This is a genomic window from Pseudomonas sp. RW407 (assembly GCF_003176655.1).
Classification (GTDB): domain Bacteria; phylum Pseudomonadota; class Gammaproteobacteria; order Pseudomonadales; family Pseudomonadaceae; genus Pseudomonas; species Pseudomonas delhiensis.
The window spans coordinates 1624386-1646423 of sequence record NZ_QGSL01000107.1 but is presented as its reverse complement, the minus strand read 5'-3'; the positions used below and the strand labels follow the sequence as shown (position 1 = coordinate 1646423).

The following is a 22038-nucleotide window of genomic DNA, read 5'->3' as shown; positions in this document are numbered from 1 at the left end:
TGGCCGGACAGGGTGTAGGCGTCGGTGTGGCAGACCCCGGTGGCGACGATGCGTACCAGCACCTCGCCCTTCTTCGGCGGCGCCACGTCCACCTCGACGATTTCGAGCGGCTGGTTGGGGCCGAATGCCACGGCCGCGCGGGACTTGATCATCTTCGGTTTCCTCGGCCGGCCCCGCCCGTGGCGGGGGCCGGCGCTACGGGTTCAATGGCGGGAAAGGACGCGTTCGACGCAGGCCAGCAGCTCGCCCGAGCGCAGCTGCTCGGTGACCGCGACCATGTCGGGGTAGAAGGCGCGGTCCTGCTCGACGCTCGGCACCCGGCTGCGCACCAGGTCGTAGAGCGCGCGGGTGGCGCTGGAGGCCTTGCCCACGTCGTGGAACTCCAAGGCCTGGCAGCCGACCATGACCTCGATCGCCAGCACCGACTCCAGCTTGCGCGACACCTGGTAGGCCTTGACCGCGGCGTTGTAGGCGAAGCTCACCGGGTCCTCCTGGTTGCCGCAGGTGGAGACGCTGTCCACCGTGGCTGGCTGCGAGAGCACCTTCATCTCGCCGAGCAGCCCCGCGGCGGTGTACTGCACGATCATGTAGCCGCTGTTCAGCCCCGGGTTGCGCACCAGGAAGGCCGGCATCTCGCTGAAGTGCGAGTTGACCATGCGGTCGGTGCGCCGCTCGGAAATCTTCGCCAGGTTGGTCATGGCGTTGCACAGGGTGTCGGCGGCGATGCCGATGTAGCTGCCGTCGAAGTTGGCCCCGGAGATGGCCAGGCCGTCGTCGTCGCCGCTCGGGCAGATCACCGGGTTGTCGCCGGAGGAGCGGATTTCCGCGTCGAGGCAGGCCTGGGCGCTGGCGATGAAATGCCGCGAGGCGCCGTGCACCTGGGGTATCGCGCGCAGGCTGTAGACATCCTGGAGACGGTAGTCGATGTTCTCCTGCGCCAGTCGGCTGTCGCCCAGCAGGCGCAGCAGCCTGCGCGCGGTCGCGGCCTGCTCGGCATGCGCCTTGACCGCGTGGTAGCGCGCATCGAAGGCCCGCACGGTGCCCCTGAGCGCCTCCAGCGACAGCGCCGCGGCGACGTCCGCCACCTCGGCCGCCTGGTTGGCGTTGTACTGCGCCAGGGCGGCGATGGCGGTGACCGAGGTGGTGCCGTTGAGCATCGCCAGGCCCTCCTTGCATTGCAGCGCCAGCGGCTGCATGCCGACCTGGCGCAGCGCGCTGGCGCCGTCCACCCAGTCGCCGCCGGCGACGCTGGCGCGGCCTTCGCCGAGCAGCACCAGGGCCAGGTGGCCCTCCGGGCCGAGGTAGCCCACCGAGCCCTCGCCGGGCGCGAACGGCAGCACGTCGTGGTTGAGCAGGCCGGCGATCTGCTCCAGCAGCACCATGCGCACGCCGGAATAGCCCTTGCCGAGGCTGACCAGGATCATCAGCTGGATGGCCCGGACCTGCTCGCGGTTCAGCGGCTCGCCCACCGACACCGCGTGGGAGCGGACGATGTTCACCTGCAGCGTGGCGGCGTCCTCCGGCGAGATGACGTGGCGCACGTTGTCGCCGAAGCCGGTGGTCACGCCGTAGACCAGGCGGTTCTCGGCGAGGAAGCGCTCGATCAGCCGCCGCGAGCGCGACACGCGCTCGCGGTAGGCGTCGGAGAAGCTGACTTTGGCCGAGTAGCGGGCCACCGCGATGAACTCGTCGAGGGAGGGCGCGGCGTCGTCGAGGACCACCTGGGAAATCGTTCGGGGATGTACACGCATGGCTGGGTTCCTTCTGTTCGATGGCTTTTTCGGGGCGTGGCAAACCCGTCCCGTCACGGGACAGGCGAAGAAAACGAGGGGTGGCGGTGGCTCAGGCCTGGCTGAGGATGAACCGGCTGAAGCGCTCCGAACGCTGTTCGCCGAACATCTCCTGGGGCGTGCCCTGGGCCTCGATCAGGCCCTGGTTCATGAACACCACGCGGTTGGAGACATTGCGCGCGAAGCCCATCTCATGGGTCACCACCAGCATGGTGCGGCCCTCCTCGGCCAGGGCCCGCATGACCTTGAGCACCTCGCCGACCAGCTCCGGGTCGAGCGCCGAGGTCGGCTCGTCGAAGAGGATCACCCGCGGGTGCATGGCCAGGGTCCGGGCGATGGCCACCCGCTGCTGCTGGCCGCCGGAGAGGAAGGCCGGGTAGTGGTTGCGCTTGTCGGCCATGCCGACCTTTTCCAGCAACTGCTCGGCCTCGGCCACGCACTCGTTGCGCGGGCGCTTCTGCACGTGCAGCGGGCCTTCGATGACGTTCTGCAGCACTGTCAGGTGCGACCACAGGCCGAAGCTCTGGAACACCATGCCCAGCTCCGGGCGGATACGGTCGACCTGGCGGCGGTCGGCCGGCACCCGCAGCCCGCCGCGGCCGGGCTTGAACGCCAGTTGCTCGCCGGCCACGCCGATCTCGCCGGCATCCGGGGTTTCCAGCAGGTTGATGCAGCGCAGGAAGGTGCTCTTGCCCGAGCCGCTGGAGCCGAGGATGGAAATCACGTCGCCCTGGTAGGCGTCCAGGGAAATGCCCTTGAGCACCTCGAGGTCGCCGAACGACTTGCGGATGTGCCGTACCCGCAGCACCGGATGGTTGCCTGTATGCATGCCAATTACCCCCTGGGTGCGCTGAGCGCGAATGGTTTCGTGAGGCGCCGCGTGGCGGCCGGCGGACGCGGCGCCAGCCTGCGTTCGAGCAGCCCCAGCGCGCGCACGATGATGAAGTTCAACAGCAGGTAGATGAGCGCCGCGCAGAGGAACACCTCCAGGGTGCGGTAGGTCTCGGCGATGATCCGCTGGGCCACCCCGGACACCTCGTAGACGGTGACCAGGCTGGCCAGCGAGGTGGCCTTCATCATCAGGATGATTTCCGTGGAATAGGCCGGCAGGCAGCTGCGCAGCGCCTGCGGGACGATGATCCGGCGCGCCAGCAGCCAGCCGGACATGCCCGCCGCGCGCCCGGCCTCGATCTGCGCCGGCGGCACCGCCAGCAGGCCGCCGCGGAAGATCTCCGCCATGTAGCCGGCGGTGCACAGCGCCAGGGCCAGCACGGCGCAGCTCATCGGCTCGCGCAGCAGCGGCCAGAGCACGCTGTGGCGCAGCGCCGGGAACTGGCTGAGGCCGTAGTAGAGCAGGAACATCTGGATCAGCAGCGGCGAGCCGCGGAACAGGAAGATGTAGCCGCGCGCCAGGTGCCGCAACGGCGCGAACGGGCAGACGCGCGCCCAGACCACCAGCAGCGCCAGCAGCGTGCCCAGGCTCACCGCCGCGGCGAACAGCAGCAGCGTGGTGGGCAGCGCCCGCAGCAGTTGCAGCAGGGTGCTGCAGAGAAAGTCGATATCGATCGGCATGGGGTTTTCTCCTGGCGCTCAGCCGCGCCGGAAACTGCGGCCGACGTGCGACTCGGCGCGCGCGAAGACCAGGTTGGAACAGCCGGTGAGCACCAGGTAGAGCACGCAGCCGCTGACGAAGAACAGCACGAACTGGCCGCTGGAAGCCGCCGCCACGCGGCTGGCGCGCATCAGCTCGACCAGCCCGGTGACCGAGATCAGCGCCGAGTCCTTCAGGCTGATCTGCCATACCCCGCCAATGCCCGGCAGGGCGAAGCGCAGGATCTGCGGCATGATGATCCGCCGCAGGCGCAGCAGGGTCGGCATGCCGATGGCCTTGGCCGCCTCCAGCTCGCAACGCGAAACGGCCTGGAAGGCCCCGCGGTAGACCTCGGCCTGGTAGGCGCCGGAGACCACGCCGACCGCCAGCGCGCCGACCAGGAAAGCCGGCGGGGCGATGAAGCCGTCGGCGCCGAACAGCTTGCCGACGCTGCCCGCCAGGGCCGAGCCGCCATAGAAGAACAGGTAGATCACCAGCAGCTCGGGCACCCCGCGGAACACCGTGGTGTAGCTATCGCCGAGCAGGCGCAGGCAGCGGCTTTCGTGCAGCTTGGCCGCCGCCACCAGGGCGCCGAGCACGGCGCCGATGAGCAATGCCGCCAGTGTCACCAGGACCGTCATGAGTGCGGCGGTGAGCAGTACCCTGCCCCACCCGGCCGCGCCGAAACCCAGTAGATCGATCACGCGTTCACCCCTCGATGAGCCGGTTGGAAAACCGGCCGGAACAGCTCCGGCCGCCTGCGCCGCCCCGCACCCGTGCGGGGCGGGCGCTCACTGGGAAGGTGGCGTGAGGTCGTGGCGGAACCACTTGCGGCTCAGCCGGCCGATGGTGCCGTCGGCGATCATCGAGGCGATGGCCTTGTCCAGCCGCGCCTTGAGCTCGGGCTCGCCCTTGCGGATGCCCAGCGCCTCGCCCTCGCCCCAGATCGGCCCGTTGATCGCCGGCCCCACCAGCACCACGCCGGAGCCCTCGGCGCTGGCCATCTCGCCGGCGAGGAAGCCGAGGTCGTCGAAGATCACGTCGACCCGGCCGCCCTTCAGGTCCATCAGGGTTTCCGGCGGCGTCTTGTACTCGCGGACGCTGGCCACGTCATCGAACTGGTCATGGATGAACCGGGTGTACACGGTGCCGGCGACCATGCCGATCTGCTTGCCCTTGAGCTTCTCGCGCAGTTGCGCCACCGCCGGGGCGTCCTTCTCCCGGTCGCCGCTGAGGATCAGGCTGCCGTGGCCGAGGTCGAGGCCGCTGGAGTCCAGGGCGACGAAGGTCGCCGGCGCCTTGGTGTAGGGGCGCGAGAAATCGATGACCTGGCGCCGCGCCGGGCTGATCGCCAGGGCATCCATCACCACGTCGAACTTGCCGGCCTGCAGGCCGGGGATCAGGCCGTCCCAGTCCTGCGCGACCAGGGTGCAGCGCACCTGCATGCGCTCGCAGAGCACCTTGGCCATCTCCGGCTCGAAGCCGTCGAAGCTGCCGTCCGGCAAGGTCTTGTTCCAGGGTTCGTAGACCCCTTCGGTGGCGATCTGCAGGCTGTCCCGGTCCTTCGCCGGGGCGAAGGGGGGGTAGCTGCAGCACAGGGTCAACAACGAGCAAAGGGCGAACGAAAAGGTCTTCTTGTTATGCATTTTTCTTCTCCGATGCGAAACACGCGAGGCAAGGCTGATCAGGACAACGGCGTGGCGGCGATAGGCACTTCCTCCTTCAGGATCGATCGACGGTGGCCGGCATCAGGCGCCGCGCGCCGCCGTGGGTTGGGCGTCGTCCAGCGCCAGCACCAGCGCCGAGGTCGGCCGCGCGCAGCACAGCAGCACCTGGCCCGGCGGGGGCTCGCTCAAGGGCGCCTCGGGGTACTCGACCGTGCCGCTGAGCAGCGGCGTCTGGCAGGCGTTGCAGAGCCCGGCGCGGCAGCTGAAGGGCGGTGCCAGCCCGGCCTTTTCCGCCAGCTCCAGCAACGAGCGGCAGCCCTCGTCCCAGGCCAGCGCCGGGGCTTGCGGGTGGAAGCGCACGCTCGGCGCGGCGCTGTCCTGCCCGGCCGCTTGCGCCGGCGGCGGCGACACCTCCGCGGCGGGTGGGCTTTCGTCCTCGTCCAGGATGGTCGCCGGGCCGAAGAACTCGTAGCGGATGCGCGAGCGCTCGATCCCCAGGCCGCGCAACAGCCGCCAGTTGGCCTGCATGAAGGCGCGCGGGCCGCACAGGTAGACGTCGTAGTCGTCCAGCGGCAGCAAGGCCTGGAGCGTCTCGCGGCTGACCAGCCCGCTGCTGTGGCAGCGGCCCTGCGCCAGGTCCTCGGCGCTCGGCGTGCGGTAGCAGAAGTGCAGGCGGATGCCCGCCCGCCGCGCCGCCAGCGCCAGCACCTCGTCGCGCAAGGCATGCACGGCGCCGTTCTCGCAGGCATGAACGAAGTACACCGGGCGCGAGGAACGGCTGGCCAGGCGGTGCAGCATGCTGACCATCGGCGTCAGGCCGACGCCGCCGCTGAACAGCAGCACCGGCCGCGGGCTGTCCTCGTCGAGGACGAAGTCGCCGGACGGCCCGGCGACCTCCAGTTGCCCGCCGACCTCCACGCGCTCGTGGAGGAAACTCGAGCCCTGCCCCGCCGGCGCCTCGGGCAGGTGCGCCGGCGCCGTCTCGTGCTTCACCGAGATGCGCAGCCCGGCGCCGTCGTCCGGGTCGCCGGACAGGCTGTAGGCCCGCAGCAGCGGCGCGGCCCCGTCGCGGGGAATGCGCAGCACCACGAACTGCCCGGGGCGGTAGCGAAGCGGCGCCCCGGCCCCCAGCGGCTGCAACAGGAAGGAGGTGATGGAGGCGCTTTCGCGCACCTTCCCGGCCACCCGGAAGTGCGCGAAGCCCTTGGCGGCGGGAAGGGATTCAAGCATGGCTGGTGGCTCCAGCGGCCAGGCGCAGGCCGTTGCCGGCTTCCTGCTCGGCGCGGATCAGCTGCTCCATGCCGCGGCGGAAGCGCAGCGGCCCGGCATCGATGGCCAGGTCGATGTTCGGCGTCTGGCGTGCCTGCATGCCCGCATGCACCGCGGTGAGCACCACGCGGTCCTCCTCGAAGGCGCCACGCACGTCGGCGGCGAACTGCCGCGAAACGCTCTCGCTGTCGGCATCGAAGTTGCGCAGCTGGAACCAGTAGTAGCGGGTATGCGACTCGTCCACCGGAGTCATGAAGTTGTACGAGTCCATCAGGAACGCCTGCGGGTGCACCGGCGCGCCCTCGCCACCGGTGCCGGCCGGGGTCAGCACGCCCTTGATGATGGCGTGCGCCGGGTAGCGCACCTCGTAGTACTGCAGGCGGTCACAGCGGCCGGAGAACTTCAGGTACTTGGTGTAGAACGGCGCCACTTCGACATCGTGCAGCCAGCGCGAGACCACCACCCCGTCCGGGTTGACGCGGGTCTGCAGCGGCCGGGACTCGCAGGCAGCGTTGCCGAAGCTGCTCTGGTGCACCCAGGCCACGTGGGACGGGTCGAGCAGGTTGTCGGTCATGTACAGGTAGTTGCACTGGATGGTCATCGAGTCGCCACGGTTCAGGCCCCAGGCCGGGTCGTCCCACTCGGGGATCTCCAGCAGCTTCGCCGGGTCGGCCTGGTCGGCGTCGCCCATCCATACCCAGACCAGGCCGTAGCGCTCATGCACCGGGTAGCTGCGCACCCGGGCAGCCGAGGGGATGTGCGAGACGCAGGCGGCCTTCACGCAGGCGCCGGAGCAGTCGAAGGTAAGGCCGTGGTAGCCGCACTCCACCGTGTCGCCCTGCAGCCGGCCCATGGACAGCGGCAGCTTGCGGTGCGGGCAGGCATCTTCCAGGGCGACCACCGCGCCATCGGCCTTGCGGTAGAGAACCAGGGCTTCACCCAGCAGCGTGGTGGCGTGCAGGGCCTGCTGCACTTCGCTGTCCCAGGCGGCGACATACCAGGCGTTTCTCAAGAACATGGCGCGTAGCTCCTCTTGTTGTCATGGCGAAGCCGCGCTGAGCTGGCCGGGCTTCTTGAGACAGAGCGTAGGAGCGCAGGAAACAAAAGAATAGATAGGGTTTTCTGTTGTGTTCTATAGTTTTTCTAAACCATGAAAGCCTTCGTTCCCAGCCACGGATTCACCCCGCCATGAACCACCTTCCCCCCTTGCGCGCCCTGCAGGTCTTCGAGGCCGTCGGCCTGTGCGGCGGCATCTCCCAGGCGGCCAAGCGCCTGGGCATCTCGGCCGGCGCGGTCAGCCAGCAGATGAAGATCCTCGAAGAAGCCGTGGGCCAGAGCCTGACCCTCAAGGAAGGCCAGCGCCTGCGCCTGAACGCCGCCGGGCAGCGCTTCCACGAAGGCTGCAGCCAGGCCTTCGAACGCCTGCGCGCGGCCACCGCGGAACTGGAGCGGGCGAAGAACGCCAACAGCCTCTACGTCAGCGCCCTGCCCTCGCTGCTGTCCAAGTGGCTGGCGCCGCTGGTGGCCGGCTGGCAGGGCCAGTACCCGGAACTGAGCCTGTACCTGGACGGCACCCACACCGAACCGTCCCAGGCCGACGCCAACGGCATCGACTTCCGCATCAGCTACGGCGAAGGCATCCAGAACAACCCGCACACCGTCGAGCTGTTCCGCGACTGCGTGGTCCCGGCCTGCAGCCCCGCGCTGATCGCGGCGCCACTGGCCGGGAAAGCCGCCGCCGAGCTGCTGGAATACCCGCTGCTGACCATCGACTGGCGCCCCAAGTTCGACTCGCCGCCATCCTGGCAGGAGTGGTTCGCCAGCAACGCCGTGCCGGGCGCGCACATCGCCAACAGCCGCATCTTCTCGCTGTCGGCCATGGCCATCGACGCGGCCATCGAAGGCCAGGGCGTGGTCCTGGCGCAGTACTCGATGATCGCCAACGACCTCGCCGGCGGCCGCCTGGTCATCCCCTGCCGCAGCGCCCTGCCGCTACCCTCGGCGTACTACCTGAGCTGGAACCAGGACAGCTTCCAGCGCCCCCATTGCCGGGCCTTCCAGCGCTGGCTGATGGCCCGCGGGCGCGACCAGCAGCGGGCCTGCGACAGCCTGCTGGGGCTGTAGGTGCATGGGAACGCCGGGGTGTGAAGGGCGTAGGACCCTATCCGCCCTACGCCAAGCCCTCTCATACCGTAGGGCGAATAACCGTTCGCGGTTATCCGCCGTTGGCCGTGTCACCGGGATGTCCGGGGTGGCCGGTGAATCCAATCGCGGACGGAGTCCTACGCGGGCCGAGCCATGCCATTCCCCTGTAGGAGCGGGCCCTGCCCGCGAATCGCGCGCAGGGCCCGCTCCTACAGGAGGGACAGCGGTGGCGGGGTAGGACTCTGTCCGCGATCATGGCGGATAACGCCGTCGTAGGATGGGTTGAGCGAAGCGATACCCATCACCACCGCCGCCATGCCTCCCGGCGACCCGTGGGACCTATTCGCTACGCGCCGCGGTGCTGTGCAGCGTGCGGGAAACCTGGTTCTGGATGGCGTAGGCCGGGTCTTCCAGGGTGTTGAAGTTGCGCACGTACTGGCGGGCGAAGCCGTCCACGCCCAGTTCGCGGTACTGCTGCACGTGCTTGAGCTCGTGGGCCCAGAGAGCCAGGTCGTGCAGGGCGTCGTCCTCGTTGCGGAACACCACCACGTCGATCAGGGTCACGGCGACCACGTCCTGGTTCTGCAGCATGGCGCTGGCGGCGTCGACGTCCTGGCCCTGGCCGACGCGGTAGCGCACCGCCTGCAGCAGGTCGTCCGGGTACCAGGCCTGCAGTTGCACGCGCAGGTCCAGGGGCAGCGGCTGCACGCCGGCGGCCAGCATGCGGTCGCGGGACTGGGTGAGCCACTGCGCCAGGGCCGGCGCGGCGACGTTGCGCGCGTCCTCCTGGAGCACGCCGAACACCCCGTCGGGGTCGGCGACGCAGATGCAGCCGCCCAGGCAGACTTCCGACTGCCCGGCCGGGCAGGCATACAGGGCCGCGCTGGCACTGAGGCCGGCGGCAAGGACCAGTGAAAGCAGCGGGCGCGACGGGCGGGACTTCGACAAGCGGGGCTCCTGGGGTTCGGGCAGGCGGGCGAGTATACCCGCCTTGCTTCAGACAACGGCGGCGGGGGGTTAGCTCCCCGGGGATGCCTCGGTGGTCAGCGGCGTTTCACGTAGGGCGCATAACGCCTATGGCGTTATCCGCCGTTTGGCCTTGGCTTCCGGCGGCGCCAGGGTTGACCTTGGCGCTGGCTATGGCCCCGGTGTATCGGCGGATAACCGCGAACGGTTATCCGCCCTACGGCTCCAGGGAGGCACGGTCGTAGGAGCGGACTCCGTCCGCGATATGTCGATCCCGGGCAGCACAATCGCGGATAAATCCGCTCCTACGCTGCCCCGCTCGCGCCATTCCCCTGCAGGAGCGCGCCCTGCGCGCGAATCGCGGGCAGGGCCCGCTCCTACAGGTTGACGCCGAACGGCCCCCTCTGCCTCTGGGAGAGGGCTGGGGTGAGGGTGCTCTAGGCCTCTTCCGGCCGCAACCGCAGCGGGTCCACCAGCCCGGCGGCGATGGCCATGCCCACCAGGTCGGCGAGGGTCTGCGCCTGCATGCGCTTCATCACCCGGGCGCGGTACAGGTCCACGGTCTTCACGCTGATGTCCAACTGCTCGGCGACCTCGCGGTTGGTGTAGCCGCGCACCAGCGGCAGCAGCACGTCGCGCTCGCGCGGGGTGAGCGCGGCGAGGCGTTCGTCCAGCTCGCCCAGGCCGGCCCGCGAGGCGTGCTGGCGGGCGCGGGACTGCAGGGCCTGCTGCACGCTGTCGAGCAGCAGCTGCTCGTTGTAGGGCTTCTCGATGAAGTCCAGCGCGCCGGCCTTGAAGGCGCGGATGACGATGGGCACGTCGGCGTGGCCGCTGACGAAGATCACCGGCAGCTCCAGGCCGCGCCGGCGCATTTCCTCCTGCACGCTCAGCCCGCCCAGGCCGGGCATGCGCACGTCCAGCAGCACGCAGCCGTGGGCGTCCGCCGGGCAGGCGTCGAGGAAATCGCGGCCGCTGGTGAAGGGCAGCGCCTTCAGGCCCACCGACTCGAACAACCAGACGGTGGACTCGAGCATGCCCGGGTCGTCGTCCACCACGTACACCACCGCCTCTTGCGGCACTTCCATCCCCTGCTCCTTCCGTTCCCCGTTCATCCCCGCCCCCCTTCGCCGGCCGCCGGCAGCCGGCACTCCAGGCGCAGGCCGTCGACCACCGGACGCGCGTCCAGGGTGCCGCCGAAGCCCTCGACCATGCCGCGGCTCATCGACAGCCCCAGGCCCAGGCCGTCCGGCTTGCTGCTGTAGAAGGGCGTGAACATGCGCTCCAGGGTCTGCTCGTCGGCCCCCGGGCCGTTGTCCTCCACCCACACGCACAAGCGCCCGTCCGCCTCCAGCGCCGAACCGATGGCGATGGCCGAAGGCGCGCCGGCGTGGCGCTCGCGGTTGGCCTCGATGGCGTTGCGCAGCAGGTTCAGCAGCACCTGCTGCAACAGCACCCGGTCGGCGTAGACCGGCGGCAGATTCTCCGCCAGCGCCTGGGCGATGGCTACCCCGCCCTGCCCCGCTTCCCAGGCGCACAGGCCCAGGGACTCGCGCACCAGTTCGTTGACGTCCAGCGCCTGCAGGCGGCGCTGGCCCTTGCGCAGGAAGGCGCGCAGGCGGCGGATGACTTCCGAGGCGTGGTTGGCGTGCTCGGTGATGCGCGCCAGGCCCTGGGCCACGCGTTGCGCCGCCTCCGGGTTGCTGCCCAGGGCCGCCAGGTAGCGCTGGCTGGCGCCGGCGTAGTTGACCACCGCGGCCAGCGGCTGGTTGATCTCGTGGGCGATGCCCGAGGCCAGCTCGCCGAGGGTGACCAGGCGCGCGCTGTGGGCCAGTTCGTCCTGGTGGCGACGCTGCTGGTTTTCGCGCAGTTCGCGCTCGGTCATGTCGCGGGCCACCAGCGAGTAGTAGCGCTCGCCGCCGGCCGCGCGGTGGCCCAGCAGCACCAGCGACACCGGCACCGGCGCGCCGCCGCCCAGCGGCCGCAGCTGGCCTTCGGCGCGCCATACGCCCTGGCCGTCGGCAGTGTTCCAGCCCTCTGCCGCCAGGCGCCGCAGCAGGGCCTCGTCGAACAGCCCGTCGAGGCTCGCCGGCAGGCTTTCCTCACCCAGCGCCAGCGCCTTGCGCGCCGCCGGGTTGGCGTAGTTGGGGCGCCCGCCGGCGTCGACGAACAGCACCAGGTCGGCGTTGGCCTCCACCACCTCGGCCAGGCGCCGGCGGTTCTCCTCGGCGCGCACCCGCGCGGTGATGTCGCGGGATACGCTGACCACCTCCACCACCGCCCCGGTGTAGGTCTCGCGGATGGCGCGGCTGGCGGTCTCGAACCACAGGTAGTGGCCGTCACGGTGGCGCAGGCGGTAGGTCAGGGTGGCGTAGCCGTCCTGCTCCAGGGCGTCGCGGGTATGCCGGGCCACACGTTTGCGGTCGTCCGGGTGCAGCAGCGGCAGCACCGACTGGCCGCGCATCTCCTCCGGCCAGTAGCCCAGCAGCGGCCAGGACGAGGGCGAGGCGTCGAGGATGACGCCGTCGAGGGTGCGCCGCGAGATCAGGTCGCTGGTGTTCTCGATGATCTGCCGGTACAGCCGCCGCGCCCGCGCCGCCTCGCGTTCGCCGGCGATCTGCGCGCTGGCCTCGCGGCCGCGCACCAGCACCTCGGCCTGGCCGGCGTCGGGGATGAAGCTCCAGAGGAAGTGCCGGCCGCCCTGCTCGCTGGGCGCGTCCTGTACCGCGCGGGCCTGGGCCAGGCAGCTGCGCAGCAGCTCGCGATGGTTGCTCGGCAGCAGTTCGCGCACGTCCTCCAGGCCCAGCTCGGCGGCCAGGCGGCGCAGGGCCGGGTTGCCATCGAGCAGGTGCCCATCGCCATCCAGCAGCAACGCCGGCAGCGGTTCGGCGGCCAGCAGCGGCGCGCTGCGCCGAGCGCCCCCGGCCAGCGCGAGCACTTCGCCGAGCAGCTCGCCGATCCAGCCCAGCCAGGGCGCGGCCGCCTCCGGCGCCGCCAGCAGCAACAGGCCGGGTTCGCCGCCCAGCGCCAGGTTCAGCGCCAGGCCGTGGCTCCAGCCGGCGCGGCGCAGGCGCCCGCCCAGCCAGCCGGGCAGCACCAGCAGTTCGTCCAGGGGCATGTCGCGGCGCCCGGCGAAGGCGGCGTGCAGGGCCTCGTCGTTGGCCTGCAGCGGGTCGCCGGCGCCGGGTGGCAGGCGCTCGTCGCCCAGCGCCTCGTAGCTGCGCGAGCGCGGCCGCCAGGCCAGGTAAAGCGCACGCGCCAGGGGCGCGCGGGCACGGCACAGGGCGAGCAGCGCGTCGGCCTGGGCGGCCAGGGGCGCGGGCTCGCGGAGCAGGCGCACCAGGGTATTGAGTTCAGGCATGGAGGCGGTCCGGGTGCTTTTGTCTTTATCTAGTATTTATACCATAAGCATATGGTTGTACTTCCATAACAATCTCGGGATTGCTATAAATCGCCCCATCAGCCGCCCGACAAGCCTGCAGGCGGCCAAGAACAATGAGCTAACAATCAGCCACAGGGTATCTACATGTCGATCTTCGAACAGGGTCTCGCGCCTGCCCCGGTCAACCATACCGCGCTGACCCCGCTGAGTTTCATCGAACGCACCGCCAGCGTTTACCCCGACCGCACCGCCGTGATCCACGGCAGCCTGCGCCGCACCTGGCGCGAAACCTACCAGCGCTGCCGGCGCCTGGCCTCGGCCCTGGCCTGGCGCGGCATCGGCCGCGGCGACACGGTCGCGGTGATGCTGCCCAACACCCCGCAGATGCTCGAGGCGCACTTCGCCATCCCGATGATCGGCGCGGTGCTCAACACCCTCAACGTGCGCCTGGACGCCGAGGCCATCGCCTTCATGCTGCAGCATGGCGAGGCCAAGGTTCTGATCACAGACCGTGAGTTCCACGAGGTGATCCGCGCCGCCCTGGGCATGCTCGACCACCCGCCGCTGGTGATCGACGTCGACGACCCGGAATACGGCGAGGGCGAGCCAGTCAGCAGCCTGGACTACGAGGCCCTGCTGGCCGAGGGCGACCCCGAGTACGCCTGGGCCTGGCCGCGGGACGAGTGGGACGCCATCTCGCTGAACTACACCTCCGGCACCACCGGCAACCCCAAGGGCGTGGTCTACCACCACCGCGGCGCCTACCTGAACTCGCTGGGCAACCAGATGACCTGGTCCATGGGCCAGCACCCGGTGTACCTGTGGACCCTGCCGATGTTCCACTGCAACGGCTGGTGCTACCCCTGGACGGTCACCGCGCTGGCCGGCACCCACGTGTGCCTGCGCCGGGTGGACCCGCAGAAGATCCTCACCCTGATCCGCGAGCACCGCGTCAGCCACCTGTGCGGCGCGCCCATCGTGCTCAACGCGCTGATCAACATGCCCGACTCGGCCAAGGCCGCCATCGACCACCCGGTGCACGCCATGGTCGCCGGCGCCGCGCCGCCGGCCAAGGTGATCGGCGCAGTGGAGGAGATGGGCATCCACGTCACCCACGTCTACGGCCTCACCGAGGTCTACGGCCCGGTCACCGTGTGCGCCTGGCACGAGGAGTGGGACGCGCTGCCGCTGGACGAGCGGGCGAAGATCAAGTCGCGCCAGGGCGTGCGCTACCCGACCCTGGAAGGGGTGATGGTCGCCGATCCCAAGACCCTGGAGCCGGTGCCGCGCGACGGCCAGAGCGTCGGCGAGATCTTCATGCGCGGCAACACCGTGATGAAGGGCTACCTGAAGAACCCCAGCGCCACCGAGGAAGCCTTCGCCGGCGGCTGGTTCCACACCGGCGACCTGGCCGTGTGGCACCCCGACGGCTACGTGGAAATCCGCGACCGGCTGAAGGACATCATCATCTCCGGCGGCGAGAACATCTCCACCATCGAGGTCGAGGGCGTGCTGTTCCGCCACCCGGCGGTGCTGGAGGCGGCCGTGGTGGCGCGCCCGGACGAGCGCTGGGGCGAGACGCCCTGCGCCTTCGTCACCCTCAAGACCGGCCATGCCGACACCACCGCCGAGCAGGTCATCGCCTTCTGCCGCGAACACCTGGCCGGCTTCAAGGTGCCCAGGACGGTGGTCTTCACCGAACTGCCGAAGACCTCCACCGGCAAGGTGCAGAAATTCGTCCTGCGCGACTGGGCCCACAAGCTCTGACGCCCCCTTCCCACTTGCGATAGCGCCCCGGCCTGGCCGGGGCGCCGAGGTACCCTCATGCCCGACTACAAGGCTCCGCTGCGCGACATGCGCTTCCTGCTCACCGACGTGTTCAACGCCCCGGCCCTGTGGCAGCGCCTGCCGGCCCTGGCCGAGCGCGTCGACGCCGACACCGCCGAGGCCATCCTCGAAGAGGCGGCGAAGCTCACCGGCGGCCTGCTCGCCCCGCTCAACCGCAGCGGCGACGAACAGGGCGCGCAATGGCGGGACGGCGCGGTCAGCACCCCGGCCGGCTTCCGCGAGGCCTACGCCACCTACGCCGAGGGCGGCTGGGTGGGCCTGGCCGGCAACCCCGGGTACGGCGGCATGGGCATGCCGAAGATGCTCTCGGTGCAGTTCGAGGAAATGGTCTACGCGGCCAACGCCAGCTTCGCCCTCTACTCCACCCTCTCCGCCGGCGCCTGCCTGGCGCTGGACGCCCACGCCAGCGAAGAACTGAAGCAGAAGTACCTGCCGGCCATGTACGAAGGCCGCTGGGCCGGCTCCATGTGCCTGACCGAGCCCCACGCCGGCACCGACCTCGGGCTGATCCGCACCCGGGCCGAGCCGAAGGCCGACGGCAGCTACGCCATCAGCGGCACCAAGATCTTCATCACCGGCGGCGAACAGGACCTGACCGAAAACATCATCCACCTGGTGCTGGCCAAGCTGCCCGACGCGCCGGCCGGCTCGCGCGGCATCTCGCTGTTCCTGGTGCCCAAGGTGCTGGTGGGCGACGACGGCGCCCTCGGCGCGCGCAACGCCGTGAGCTGCGGCTCCATCGAGCACAAGATGGGCATCAAGGCCTCGGCCACCTGCGTGATGAACTTCGACGGCGCCACCGGCTGGCTGGTGGGCGAGCCGAACAAGGGCCTGGCGGCGATGTTCACCATGATGAACTACGAGCGCCTGTCCATCGGCATCCAGGGCATCGGCTGCGCCGAGATGTCCTACCAGGCCGCCGTCGGCTATGCCCGCGAACGCCTGCAGAGCCGCGCGCCGACCGGCCCGCAGCAGAAGGACAAGGCCGCCGACGCAATCATCGTCCACCCCGACGTGCGGCGCATGTTGCTGACCATGAAGGCCCTGACCGAGGGTGGCCGCGCCTTCGCCACCTACCTCGGGCAGCAGCTGGACATCGCCAAGTACACCACCGACGACGCCGAGCGTGCTCGCGCCGAAGGCCTGGTGGCGCTGCTCACCCCGGTGGCCAAGGCGTTCTTCACCGACACCGGGCTGGAAAGCTGCGTGCACGGCCAGCAGGTGTTCGGCGGCCACGGCTACATCCGCGAATGGGGCCAGGAGCAACTGGTGCGCGACGTGCGCATCGCGCAGATCTACGAAGGCACCAACGGCATCCAGGCCCTGGACCTGGTCGGGCGCAAGGTGCTGGCCAACGGCGGCGAGCTGCTGGCGCTGTTCGCCGGGGAAATCCGCGCCTTCGCCGAAGCTGCCCCGGACGATGAATTCAGCGCCCCGCTGGTGGACGCCCTGGGCCAGTTGGAAGCCCTGACCCGGCAACTGCAGGAGCGCGCAAGGCAAGACCCGCGCGAGCCGGGTGCTGCGGCGGTCGACTACCTGCACCTGTTCGGCTACACCGCCTACGCCTACATGTGGGCGCGCATGGCCCGCGCCGCCAGTGGCCAGGCCGATGACTTCCACCAGGGCAAACTGGCTACGGCGCGTTTCTATTTCGCCCGCCTGCTGCCGCGTACCCAGTCCCTGGCCAGCGCCGTGCGCGCCGGCAGCGAAAGCCTCTACGCGCTGGAGGCCGGGCAGTTCTGATTCCCTGTTGAGCGTGTTGCGCGGCCAGCCCTTCGGGGGTGTGCCGCGCTTTTTTATTTCGTAGGAGCGAGCTTGTTCGCGAAGGGTGTTCTGTCGGTTGGGGGTGGTGCCTGTGCTGCAGAGCGCCCTCTCCCTAACCCTCTCCCTGAAGGGAGAGGGGACCGTTGGGCAGACGCTGATGTTCTGGAGTCAGCCGGACGTTGCGGCATCCGGTTGAAACCATCCTTGCAGCCGGCACGGACAAGCCCCCTCTCCCTTCAGGGAGAGGGCTGGGGAGAGGGGACGGCGTTCATCCCAAACACCGCTGCTATCGGCTGGCACCGTTCGCGAGCAAGCTCGCTCCTACAAGTCCCCCCTGCCCCCATTACCCCAAAAACCCGGCGTAGAATGACCTCCCCAGCGACCCACCGACGCCCGCCATGCCCCTAGACGACCAGACCCTGCGCGACATCTCCCGCCTCACTCTGCAGCACTACCAGGACAGCGCCGAGGCCTTCCGCGAAGGCACCCGCGACCACGACGTCAGCCAGAACATCGCCGCCCTGCTGCGGCATATCCATGGCGAGGCGCCTTTCGCCCTGCTCGACTTCGGCTGCGGCCCCGGCCGCGACCTGAACACCTTCAAGGCCCTGGGCCACGCCCCGGTGGGCCTGGACGGCTGCCCGAACTTCGTCGAGATGGCCCGCCAGGCCAGCGGTTGCGAGGTGTGGCTGCAGGACTTCCTGGCGCTGGACCTGCCGGCGGCGCGCTTCGATGGCATCTATGCCAATGCCAGCCTGTTCCACGTGCCGCGCCAGGAACTGCCGCGGGTGCTGGGCGAGCTGCGTGCGGCGCTGAAGCCCGGCGGCGTGCTGTTCGCCTCGAACCCGCGCGGGGACAATGCCGAGGGCTGGAACGGCCCGCGCTACGGCGCCTACCACGATTGGGAACACTGGAAGCAGCTGCTCGAAGCGGCGGGCTTCGAGCAGTTGGAACACTACTATCGGCCCGCCGGGCTGCCGCGCGAGCAGCAGCCCTGGCTGGCCAGCGTGTGGCGGCGCGTCGGCTAGCCGCCCTTGGCCGCCCAGGCGTTGAAGCGCAGCTCCAGCTCCTCGCCGTGGTCCACCCAGAAGGCGAAGTCCACCGGCACCGCCTGCTCCAGGTTGGCCGGCGCGGTGTTCAGGCGCTCCACCAGGGCCGGGTCGAGCAGCGCGGTGGTCTGCTTGTTGACCGAGCCGTAGCCCAGCTTCACGGTGTGGATCTTCTGCTGCTCGGGGCGCAGCGAGAAGGCGATGAAGTCCTCCGCCTCCTGCTTCTTCGGGCTGCCCTTGGGGATGGCCCAGGAGTCGATGGCGTACAGGCTACCGTTCCACACCACCTTCATCGGCGCGCCCTCCTCCTGGGCGGCGAACACCCGGCCGTTGTATGCGGTGCTCATCACCACGTCGCCGCTGGCGAGGAACTGCATGGGCTGGGCGCCGGACTCCCACCACTGGATCGACGGCTTGATCTGGTCCAGCTTGCGGAAGGCGCGGTTCACGCCCTCGGGGGTGGAAAGCACCTTGTAGATGTCCTGCTTCGGCACGCCGTCGGCCAGCAGGGCGATCTCCAGGGTGTACTTGGCGCCCTTGCGCAGTGAGCGCTTGCCGGGGAATTTCTGCGTATCCCAGAAGTCCGCCCAGCCGGTGGGCGCGGTGCTCAGGCGCTTGGCGTCGTAGGCCATGGCCATGGACCACACCAGCAGGCCGGCGCCGCAATCGGACACCGTGCCCGGCACGTAGTCGGCAACGTTGCCCAGGCGCGCCGGGTCCAGTTGCTCGAACAGGCCTTCGTCGCAGCCGCGCAGCAGTTCCGGGCCCTCGACCTGGACCACGTCCCAGTTGACGCTGTGGGTGTCGACCATGGCCTTGATCTTGCCCATCTCGCCGTTGTACTCGCCGGCGATCACCTTGTTGCCGGTGGCCTTCTCGAAGGGCTTGTAGAAGGCTTCGGTCTGCACGTCCTTGCTGGTGCCGCCGAAGGAGATCACGCTCAGGTCGGCCGCCATGGCGCCGGACGCCAGGCCCATGAGCAGGGCCACCGCTATCGGGTTCTTCATTTCCACCTCTTGGCTTTGTTGTTGGCAGATTTCAAGCACGCTAGGCGCCCGGCCTCTGCGGGCCGGGACGCACGCAAAGGGATCAGCTGCGGTAGTCGGCCTCGCCGTCGGCGATCAGGCGCAGGGCCGACTCCCAGGCCAGCAGGTGCAGGCCGCCGGCCAGGGCTTCTTCCTCCTGCACGGCCACGCGCTCGCGCACGGCCTCCGGCGGGTAGCGCAACTGGCGGCCGCCGGCCAGGGCCTGGACCTGGGCCTGGCAGGCGCGCTCGAGGAAATAGATCTGGTTGAAGGCCTCGGCGATGCAGCGCCCAGCGGCCAGCAGGCCGTGGTTGCGCAGGATCATCGCCATGTTCGAACCCAGGTCGCGGACCAGCCGCGAGCGCTCGTCCGGGTCCAGGGCGATGCCTTCGTACTCGTGGTAGCCCAGGCGGTTGTGGAACTTCAGCGCGTGCTGGCTGATCGGCAGCAGGCCGTCCTCCTGGGCCGACACGGCGATGCCGGCGGCGGTATGGGTGTGGATCACGCAGGCCACATCCGGGCGCGCGGCGTGCACCGCAGAGTGGATGTTGAAGCCGGCGCGGTTGACGCTGTTCGGGCCGAAGCGCGGGTCGATGACGTCGCCGGCGTGGTCGACCTTGACCAGGTCCGAGGCGCGCATCTCGTGGAACATCACGCCGTAGCGGTTGATCAGGTAGTGGCCCGGCTCGCCCGGCACGCGGGCGGAGATGTGCGTGTCGATGTGGTCGGTCCAGCGGAAGTGCGCAACCAGCCGGTACAGCGCGGCGAGGTCGCAGCGGGCCTGCCACTCTTCGGCGGAAATACTCGCGGGGTCGATGTTGTAAGCTGTGTCGCGCATGGCAAATCCTTGTTATCAGGCTCGCGCGGCGTAGGCGCCGCGTTCTGCCCCGGAGTGTGCGGCGCCCGCCGTGGCGCCGCCATGCACAGGGGCGATGGAGTGCCTGCAGTGCTGTTATGGTCGCGTGGCCTGTACAGTTTCCGTTTCCCCCCTACCGGACGCTTCGATGCTGTTGCTCGACCCCACTTGCGAAACGCCCCTGGTCACCCAGATCGTCGAAGGCATCGCCCAGGCCATCGACGAGCAGCGCCTGCGCCCCGGCGCCAAGCTGCCCTCCATCCGCAGGTTCGCCCAGAGCCACGGGGTGAGCCATTTCACCGTGGTCGAGGCCTACGACCGCCTGGTGGCGCGCGGCTGCCTGAACGCCGTGCCCAACGCCGGCTTCTACGTGCGCGGCCCGGCCAGCGAGGACGCCGCCGAGGCGCCCGCGCCGGAGTTCGACTTCGACGCCCACCTGCTGCTGCACAAGGTGTTCCAGCCCCTGGGCATGGAGCTGCGCCCCGGCGTCGGCCTGCTGCCCGAGCACTGGCTGGACGCCGAGGGCCTGCTGCGCGGCCTGCGCACCCTGGCCCGGGAAGAGCCGCGGCAATTCGGCAACTACGGCCACAGCAAGGGCAACCCGCGCCTGCGCGGCAAGCTCGCCGACCGCCTGGCCGACGCCGGGGTGGCCGCCAGCCCCGAGCAGGTCCTGCTGACCAGCGGCGCCAGCCAGGCGCTGGACCTGGCGGTGCGCTACCTGGTGCAGCGCGGCGACCCGGTGCTGGTGGACGAGCCCGGCTACCACAACCTGTTCCTCAACCTGCGCCTGCAGGGCGCGCAACTGCTGGGCGTGCCACGCAGCGCCGACGGCCTGGACCTGGAGCGCCTGGAACAGCTGGTGCGCGAGTACCGGCCCAAGGTTTACTTCACCCAGGCGCGGCTGCAGAGCCCCACCGGCGCCAGCCTGTCGCTGGCCGCCAGCCACCGCCTGCTGCAACTGGCCGAGAAGTACGACTTCCTGATCGTCGAGAACGACATCTACGCCGACCTCGACCCCGCCGGCCAGCTGCTGCTGGCCAACCTCGACCAGCTGGCGCGGGTGATCTACATCGGCAGCCTGTCCAAGGTCATAGCCCCGGCGCTGCGGGTGGGCTTCATCGCCGCCCACCCGGAGCTGATCGAGGAGCTGGTGCCGCTGAAGATGGTCGCCGGCCTGACCAGCTCGGAACTCACCGAGACCCTGGCCCTGGACATCCTCCTCCAGGGCCGCCAGCGCAAGCACGTGCGCCAGCTCCGCGAACAGCTCGGCGAGGCCCACGACAGCGTGGCCCGGCGCCTGGAGGCGGCCGGCCTGGAGCTGTTCCACGAACCGCGCGCCGGGCTGTTCCTCTGGGCCCGCCACCGCGCGGTGGCCGACGCCACCCTGCTGGCCGAACGGGCCAAGGAGGCGAAGATCCTGCTGTTCCCCGGCCAGCTGTTCATGCCCGATGGCCGCACCGTGCCCTGGCTGCGCTTCAACGTCGCCCATTCGCTGGACGCGCGGCTGTACGACTTCCTCGCGCGGCAGGACGGCTCTTCGTAGGGCCTGCCCGCGAATCGCGCGCAGGGCGCGCACCTACAAGGTGACTCATTCGCGTCGATCCGGCGGATATCGCCAGGCGCCGCGCCAGCGCTTAGACTTGCCGCCCATCACGAACCAGCCAAGAGAACACCATGGGCGCCCAGTGGAAAGCCAAACATAAGGAAGCCGCCGCCAACGCCAAGGGCCGCGTCTTCGGCAAACTGTCGAAGGAAATCATGATCGCCGCGCGCAATGGCGCCGATCCGGACATGAACCCGAAACTGCGCCTGGTGGTCGAGCAGGCCAAGAAGGCCTCGATGCCGCGCGACACCCTGGAGCGCGCCATCAAGAAAGGCGCCGGCCTGCTCGACGGCGGCGCCAGCTTCGAGCGCGTGGTCTACGAAGGCTTCGCCCCGCACCGCGTGCCGGTCATCGTCGAATGCCTGACCGACAACGTGAACCGCACCGTGGCGGAAATCCGCGTGCTGTTCCGCAAGGGCCAGCTCGGCGCCTCCGGCTCGGTGGCCTGGGACTTCGACTACCTGGGCCTGGTCGAAGCGACCCCGGCCAGCAGTGACGCCGACCCGGAACTGGCCGCCATCGAGGCCGGCGCCCAGGACTTCGAGCCCGGCGAGGAAGACGGCGACACCCTGTTCCTCACCGACGCCACCGACCTGGACGCCGTCTGCCGCGCCCTGCCCGAGCACGGCTTCAGCGTCGCCTCGGCCAAGCTCGGCTACAAGGCGAAGAACCCGGTGAGCCTGTCCGGCGCGGAACTGGAGGAAGTCGAAGCCTTCCTCGACGCCCTGGACGGCAACGACGACGTGCAGAACCTGTACGTCGGCCTGGCCTGAAACCCGGCTGCAGACGCTGGGCCCCCGCGTTCGCGGGGGTGACGGGGAAAGGTTGGTGCCGCCCACACCGTAGGGCGCATACGCCTACGGCGCTATCCGCCGCTGTGCCCCCTCGGCAGCGCCCGTAGGAGCGGACTCCGTCCGCGATGGCACGCCCCGGCAACATCGCTGCCTTGGTATGGCGCCGCACCCTCTCCCCAGCCCTCTCCCGCAAGCGGGAGAGGGGGCCGTTCGGTGTGGGTGGTAACCTCGACGCCATCCTGATGTCCGTTCGCGAGCAAGCTCGCTCCTACAGGACAAGGCACAGCCCGCT

At 69.8% G+C, this 22038-nt stretch carries 18 protein-coding genes and 1 pseudogene; 6 read left to right on the top strand and 13 right to left on the bottom strand.

Features of this window, described 5'->3' with window-relative positions; translation table 11 throughout:
* The 8 genes and pseudogenes from DK254_RS31595 to DK254_RS31560 form a co-directional block, all read right to left on the bottom strand.
* Positions 1-152: pseudogene (locus DK254_RS31595) on the bottom strand (S-(hydroxymethyl)glutathione dehydrogenase); the annotation flags it as partial.
* A gap of 51 nt (positions 153-203) precedes the next feature.
* Positions 204-1751, bottom strand: coding sequence for a histidine ammonia-lyase (hutH, locus tag DK254_RS31590; RefSeq protein WP_109936996.1), 1548 nt, complete (start codon positions 1749-1751; stop codon positions 204-206).
* 91 nt (positions 1752-1842) lie between these two features.
* Positions 1843-2619, bottom strand: a complete 777-nt coding sequence (locus tag DK254_RS31585) for an ABC transporter ATP-binding protein (RefSeq protein WP_109936995.1) — start codon at positions 2617-2619, stop codon at positions 1843-1845.
* A 5-nt stretch (positions 2620-2624) separates the two neighbouring features.
* Entirely contained in the window at positions 2625-3362 is a 738-nt protein-coding gene (locus DK254_RS31580) for an ABC transporter permease (protein WP_177412124.1), read from the bottom strand.
* Positions 3363-3380: 18 nt separating this feature from the next.
* The gene (locus DK254_RS31575) at positions 3381-4085 is read right to left on the bottom strand and encodes an ABC transporter permease (RefSeq protein ID WP_256596003.1); all 705 of its coding nucleotides are present in this window, start codon (positions 4083-4085) and stop codon (positions 3381-3383) included.
* Positions 4086-4172: 87 nt separating this feature from the next.
* Entirely contained in the window at positions 4173-5027 is an 855-nt protein-coding gene (locus DK254_RS31570) for a transporter substrate-binding domain-containing protein (RefSeq protein ID WP_109936994.1), read from the bottom strand.
* Between the two features lie 102 nt (positions 5028-5129).
* On the bottom strand, positions 5130-6278 hold the full coding sequence (locus DK254_RS31565) for a 2Fe-2S iron-sulfur cluster-binding protein (protein ID WP_109936993.1): 1149 nt from the start codon (positions 6276-6278) through the stop codon (positions 5130-5132).
* Positions 6271-7335, bottom strand: coding sequence for an aromatic ring-hydroxylating dioxygenase subunit alpha (locus DK254_RS31560; protein ID WP_109936992.1), 1065 nt, complete (start codon positions 7333-7335; stop codon positions 6271-6273). The genes DK254_RS31565 and DK254_RS31560 overlap by 8 nt, the downstream gene beginning before the upstream one ends.
* Positions 7336-7505: 170 nt before the next feature.
* Between DK254_RS31560 and DK254_RS31555 the strand changes: the two genes are divergently transcribed.
* On the top strand, positions 7506-8441 hold the full coding sequence (locus DK254_RS31555) for a LysR substrate-binding domain-containing protein (protein WP_109936991.1): 936 nt from the start codon (positions 7506-7508) through the stop codon (positions 8439-8441).
* Positions 8442-8801: 360 nt separating this feature from the next.
* Here DK254_RS31555 and DK254_RS31550 read toward each other — a convergent pair whose 3' ends face one another.
* The 3 genes from DK254_RS31550 to DK254_RS31540 all read right to left on the bottom strand — a co-directional run bounded on the left by DK254_RS31550 (position 8802) and on the right by DK254_RS31540 (position 12786).
* Positions 8802-9410 (bottom strand): DUF4157 domain-containing protein, encoded by a 609-nt coding sequence (locus tag DK254_RS31550; protein ID WP_109936990.1) that lies wholly within the window; start codon positions 9408-9410, stop codon positions 8802-8804.
* A gap of 455 nt (positions 9411-9865) precedes the next feature.
* Positions 9866-10513, bottom strand: a complete 648-nt coding sequence (locus DK254_RS31545) for a response regulator transcription factor (RefSeq protein ID WP_109936989.1) — start codon at positions 10511-10513, stop codon at positions 9866-9868.
* Between the two features lie 23 nt (positions 10514-10536).
* On the bottom strand, positions 10537-12786 hold the full coding sequence (locus DK254_RS31540; RefSeq protein ID WP_109936988.1) for a PAS domain S-box protein: 2250 nt from the start codon (positions 12784-12786) through the stop codon (positions 10537-10539).
* A gap of 165 nt (positions 12787-12951) precedes the next feature.
* Here DK254_RS31540 and DK254_RS31535 point away from each other — a divergent pair, with 165 nt between their 5' ends.
* From DK254_RS31535 to DK254_RS31525, 3 genes are all read left to right on the top strand, one after another.
* The gene (locus DK254_RS31535) at positions 12952-14574 is read left to right on the top strand and encodes an acyl-CoA synthetase (RefSeq protein ID WP_109936987.1); all 1623 of its coding nucleotides are present in this window, start codon (positions 12952-12954) and stop codon (positions 14572-14574) included.
* 57 nt (positions 14575-14631) lie between these two features.
* On the top strand, positions 14632-16398 hold the full coding sequence (locus DK254_RS31530) for an acyl-CoA dehydrogenase C-terminal domain-containing protein (protein WP_109936986.1): 1767 nt from the start codon (positions 14632-14634) through the stop codon (positions 16396-16398).
* A 419-nt stretch (positions 16399-16817) separates the two neighbouring features.
* Positions 16818-17447: a class I SAM-dependent methyltransferase gene (locus DK254_RS31525; RefSeq protein ID WP_109936985.1), complete on the top strand. Its 630-nt coding sequence runs from the start codon at positions 16818-16820 to the stop codon at positions 17445-17447.
* Here the strand turns inward: DK254_RS31525 and DK254_RS31520 are convergent.
* Together DK254_RS31520 and DK254_RS31515 are read right to left on the bottom strand one after the other, a co-directional pair.
* On the bottom strand, positions 17444-18475 hold the full coding sequence (locus DK254_RS31520; RefSeq protein WP_109936984.1) for an ABC transporter substrate-binding protein: 1032 nt from the start codon (positions 18473-18475) through the stop codon (positions 17444-17446). The genes DK254_RS31525 and DK254_RS31520 overlap by 4 nt on opposite strands.
* Before the next feature lie 82 nt (positions 18476-18557).
* On the bottom strand, positions 18558-19331 hold the full coding sequence (locus DK254_RS31515; protein ID WP_089391322.1) for a class II aldolase/adducin family protein: 774 nt from the start codon (positions 19329-19331) through the stop codon (positions 18558-18560).
* Positions 19332-19497: 166 nt separating this feature from the next.
* On the opposite strand from DK254_RS31515, the gene DK254_RS31510 reads away from it, so the two are divergent.
* Complete coding sequence (locus tag DK254_RS31510) at positions 19498-20892, top strand: PLP-dependent aminotransferase family protein (RefSeq protein ID WP_109936983.1); 1395 nt, start codon at positions 19498-19500, stop codon at positions 20890-20892.
* 131 nt (positions 20893-21023) lie between these two features.
* Complete coding sequence (locus DK254_RS31505) at positions 21024-21725, top strand: YebC/PmpR family DNA-binding transcriptional regulator (protein ID WP_109936982.1); 702 nt, start codon at positions 21024-21026, stop codon at positions 21723-21725.
* Positions 21726-22038: the final 313 nt, after the last annotated feature.

Bases quoted from the DNA above. Each gene is read 5' to 3' on its own strand.
- DK254_RS31525 (WP_109936985.1), top strand. From the start codon at position 16,818: ATGCCCCTAGACGACCAGACCCTGCGCGACATCTCCCGCCTCACTCTG.
- DK254_RS31520 (WP_109936984.1), bottom strand. From the start codon at position 18,475: ATGAAGAACCCGATAGCGGTGGCCCTGCTCATGGGCCTGGCGTCCGGC.
- DK254_RS31540 (WP_109936988.1), bottom strand. From the start codon at position 12,786: ATGCCTGAACTCAATACCCTGGTGCGCCTGCTCCGCGAGCCCGCGCCC.
- DK254_RS31565 (WP_109936993.1), bottom strand. From the start codon at position 6,278: ATGCTTGAATCCCTTCCCGCCGCCAAGGGCTTCGCGCACTTCCGGGTG.
- DK254_RS31570 (WP_109936994.1), bottom strand. From the start codon at position 5,027: ATGCATAACAAGAAGACCTTTTCGTTCGCCCTTTGCTCGTTGTTGACC.
- DK254_RS31585 (WP_109936995.1), bottom strand. From the start codon at position 2,619: ATGCATACAGGCAACCATCCGGTGCTGCGGGTACGGCACATCCGCAAG.
- DK254_RS31530 (WP_109936986.1), top strand. From the start codon at position 14,632: ATGCCCGACTACAAGGCTCCGCTGCGCGACATGCGCTTCCTGCTCACC.
- DK254_RS31535 (WP_109936987.1), top strand. From the start codon at position 12,952: ATGTCGATCTTCGAACAGGGTCTCGCGCCTGCCCCGGTCAACCATACC.
- DK254_RS31560 (WP_109936992.1), bottom strand. From the start codon at position 7,335: ATGTTCTTGAGAAACGCCTGGTATGTCGCCGCCTGGGACAGCGAAGTG.
- DK254_RS31545 (WP_109936989.1), bottom strand. From the start codon at position 10,513: ATGGAAGTGCCGCAAGAGGCGGTGGTGTACGTGGTGGACGACGACCCG.
- hutH (WP_109936996.1), bottom strand. From the start codon at position 1,751: ATGCGTGTACATCCCCGAACGATTTCCCAGGTGGTCCTCGACGACGCC.
- DK254_RS31505 (WP_109936982.1), top strand. From the start codon at position 21,024: ATGGGCGCCCAGTGGAAAGCCAAACATAAGGAAGCCGCCGCCAACGCC.
- DK254_RS31515 (WP_089391322.1), bottom strand. From the start codon at position 19,331: ATGCGCGACACAGCTTACAACATCGACCCCGCGAGTATTTCCGCCGAA.
- DK254_RS31555 (WP_109936991.1), top strand. From the start codon at position 7,506: ATGAACCACCTTCCCCCCTTGCGCGCCCTGCAGGTCTTCGAGGCCGTC.
- DK254_RS31580 (WP_177412124.1), bottom strand. From the start codon at position 3,362: ATGCCGATCGATATCGACTTTCTCTGCAGCACCCTGCTGCAACTGCTG.
- DK254_RS31510 (WP_109936983.1), top strand. From the start codon at position 19,498: ATGCTGTTGCTCGACCCCACTTGCGAAACGCCCCTGGTCACCCAGATC.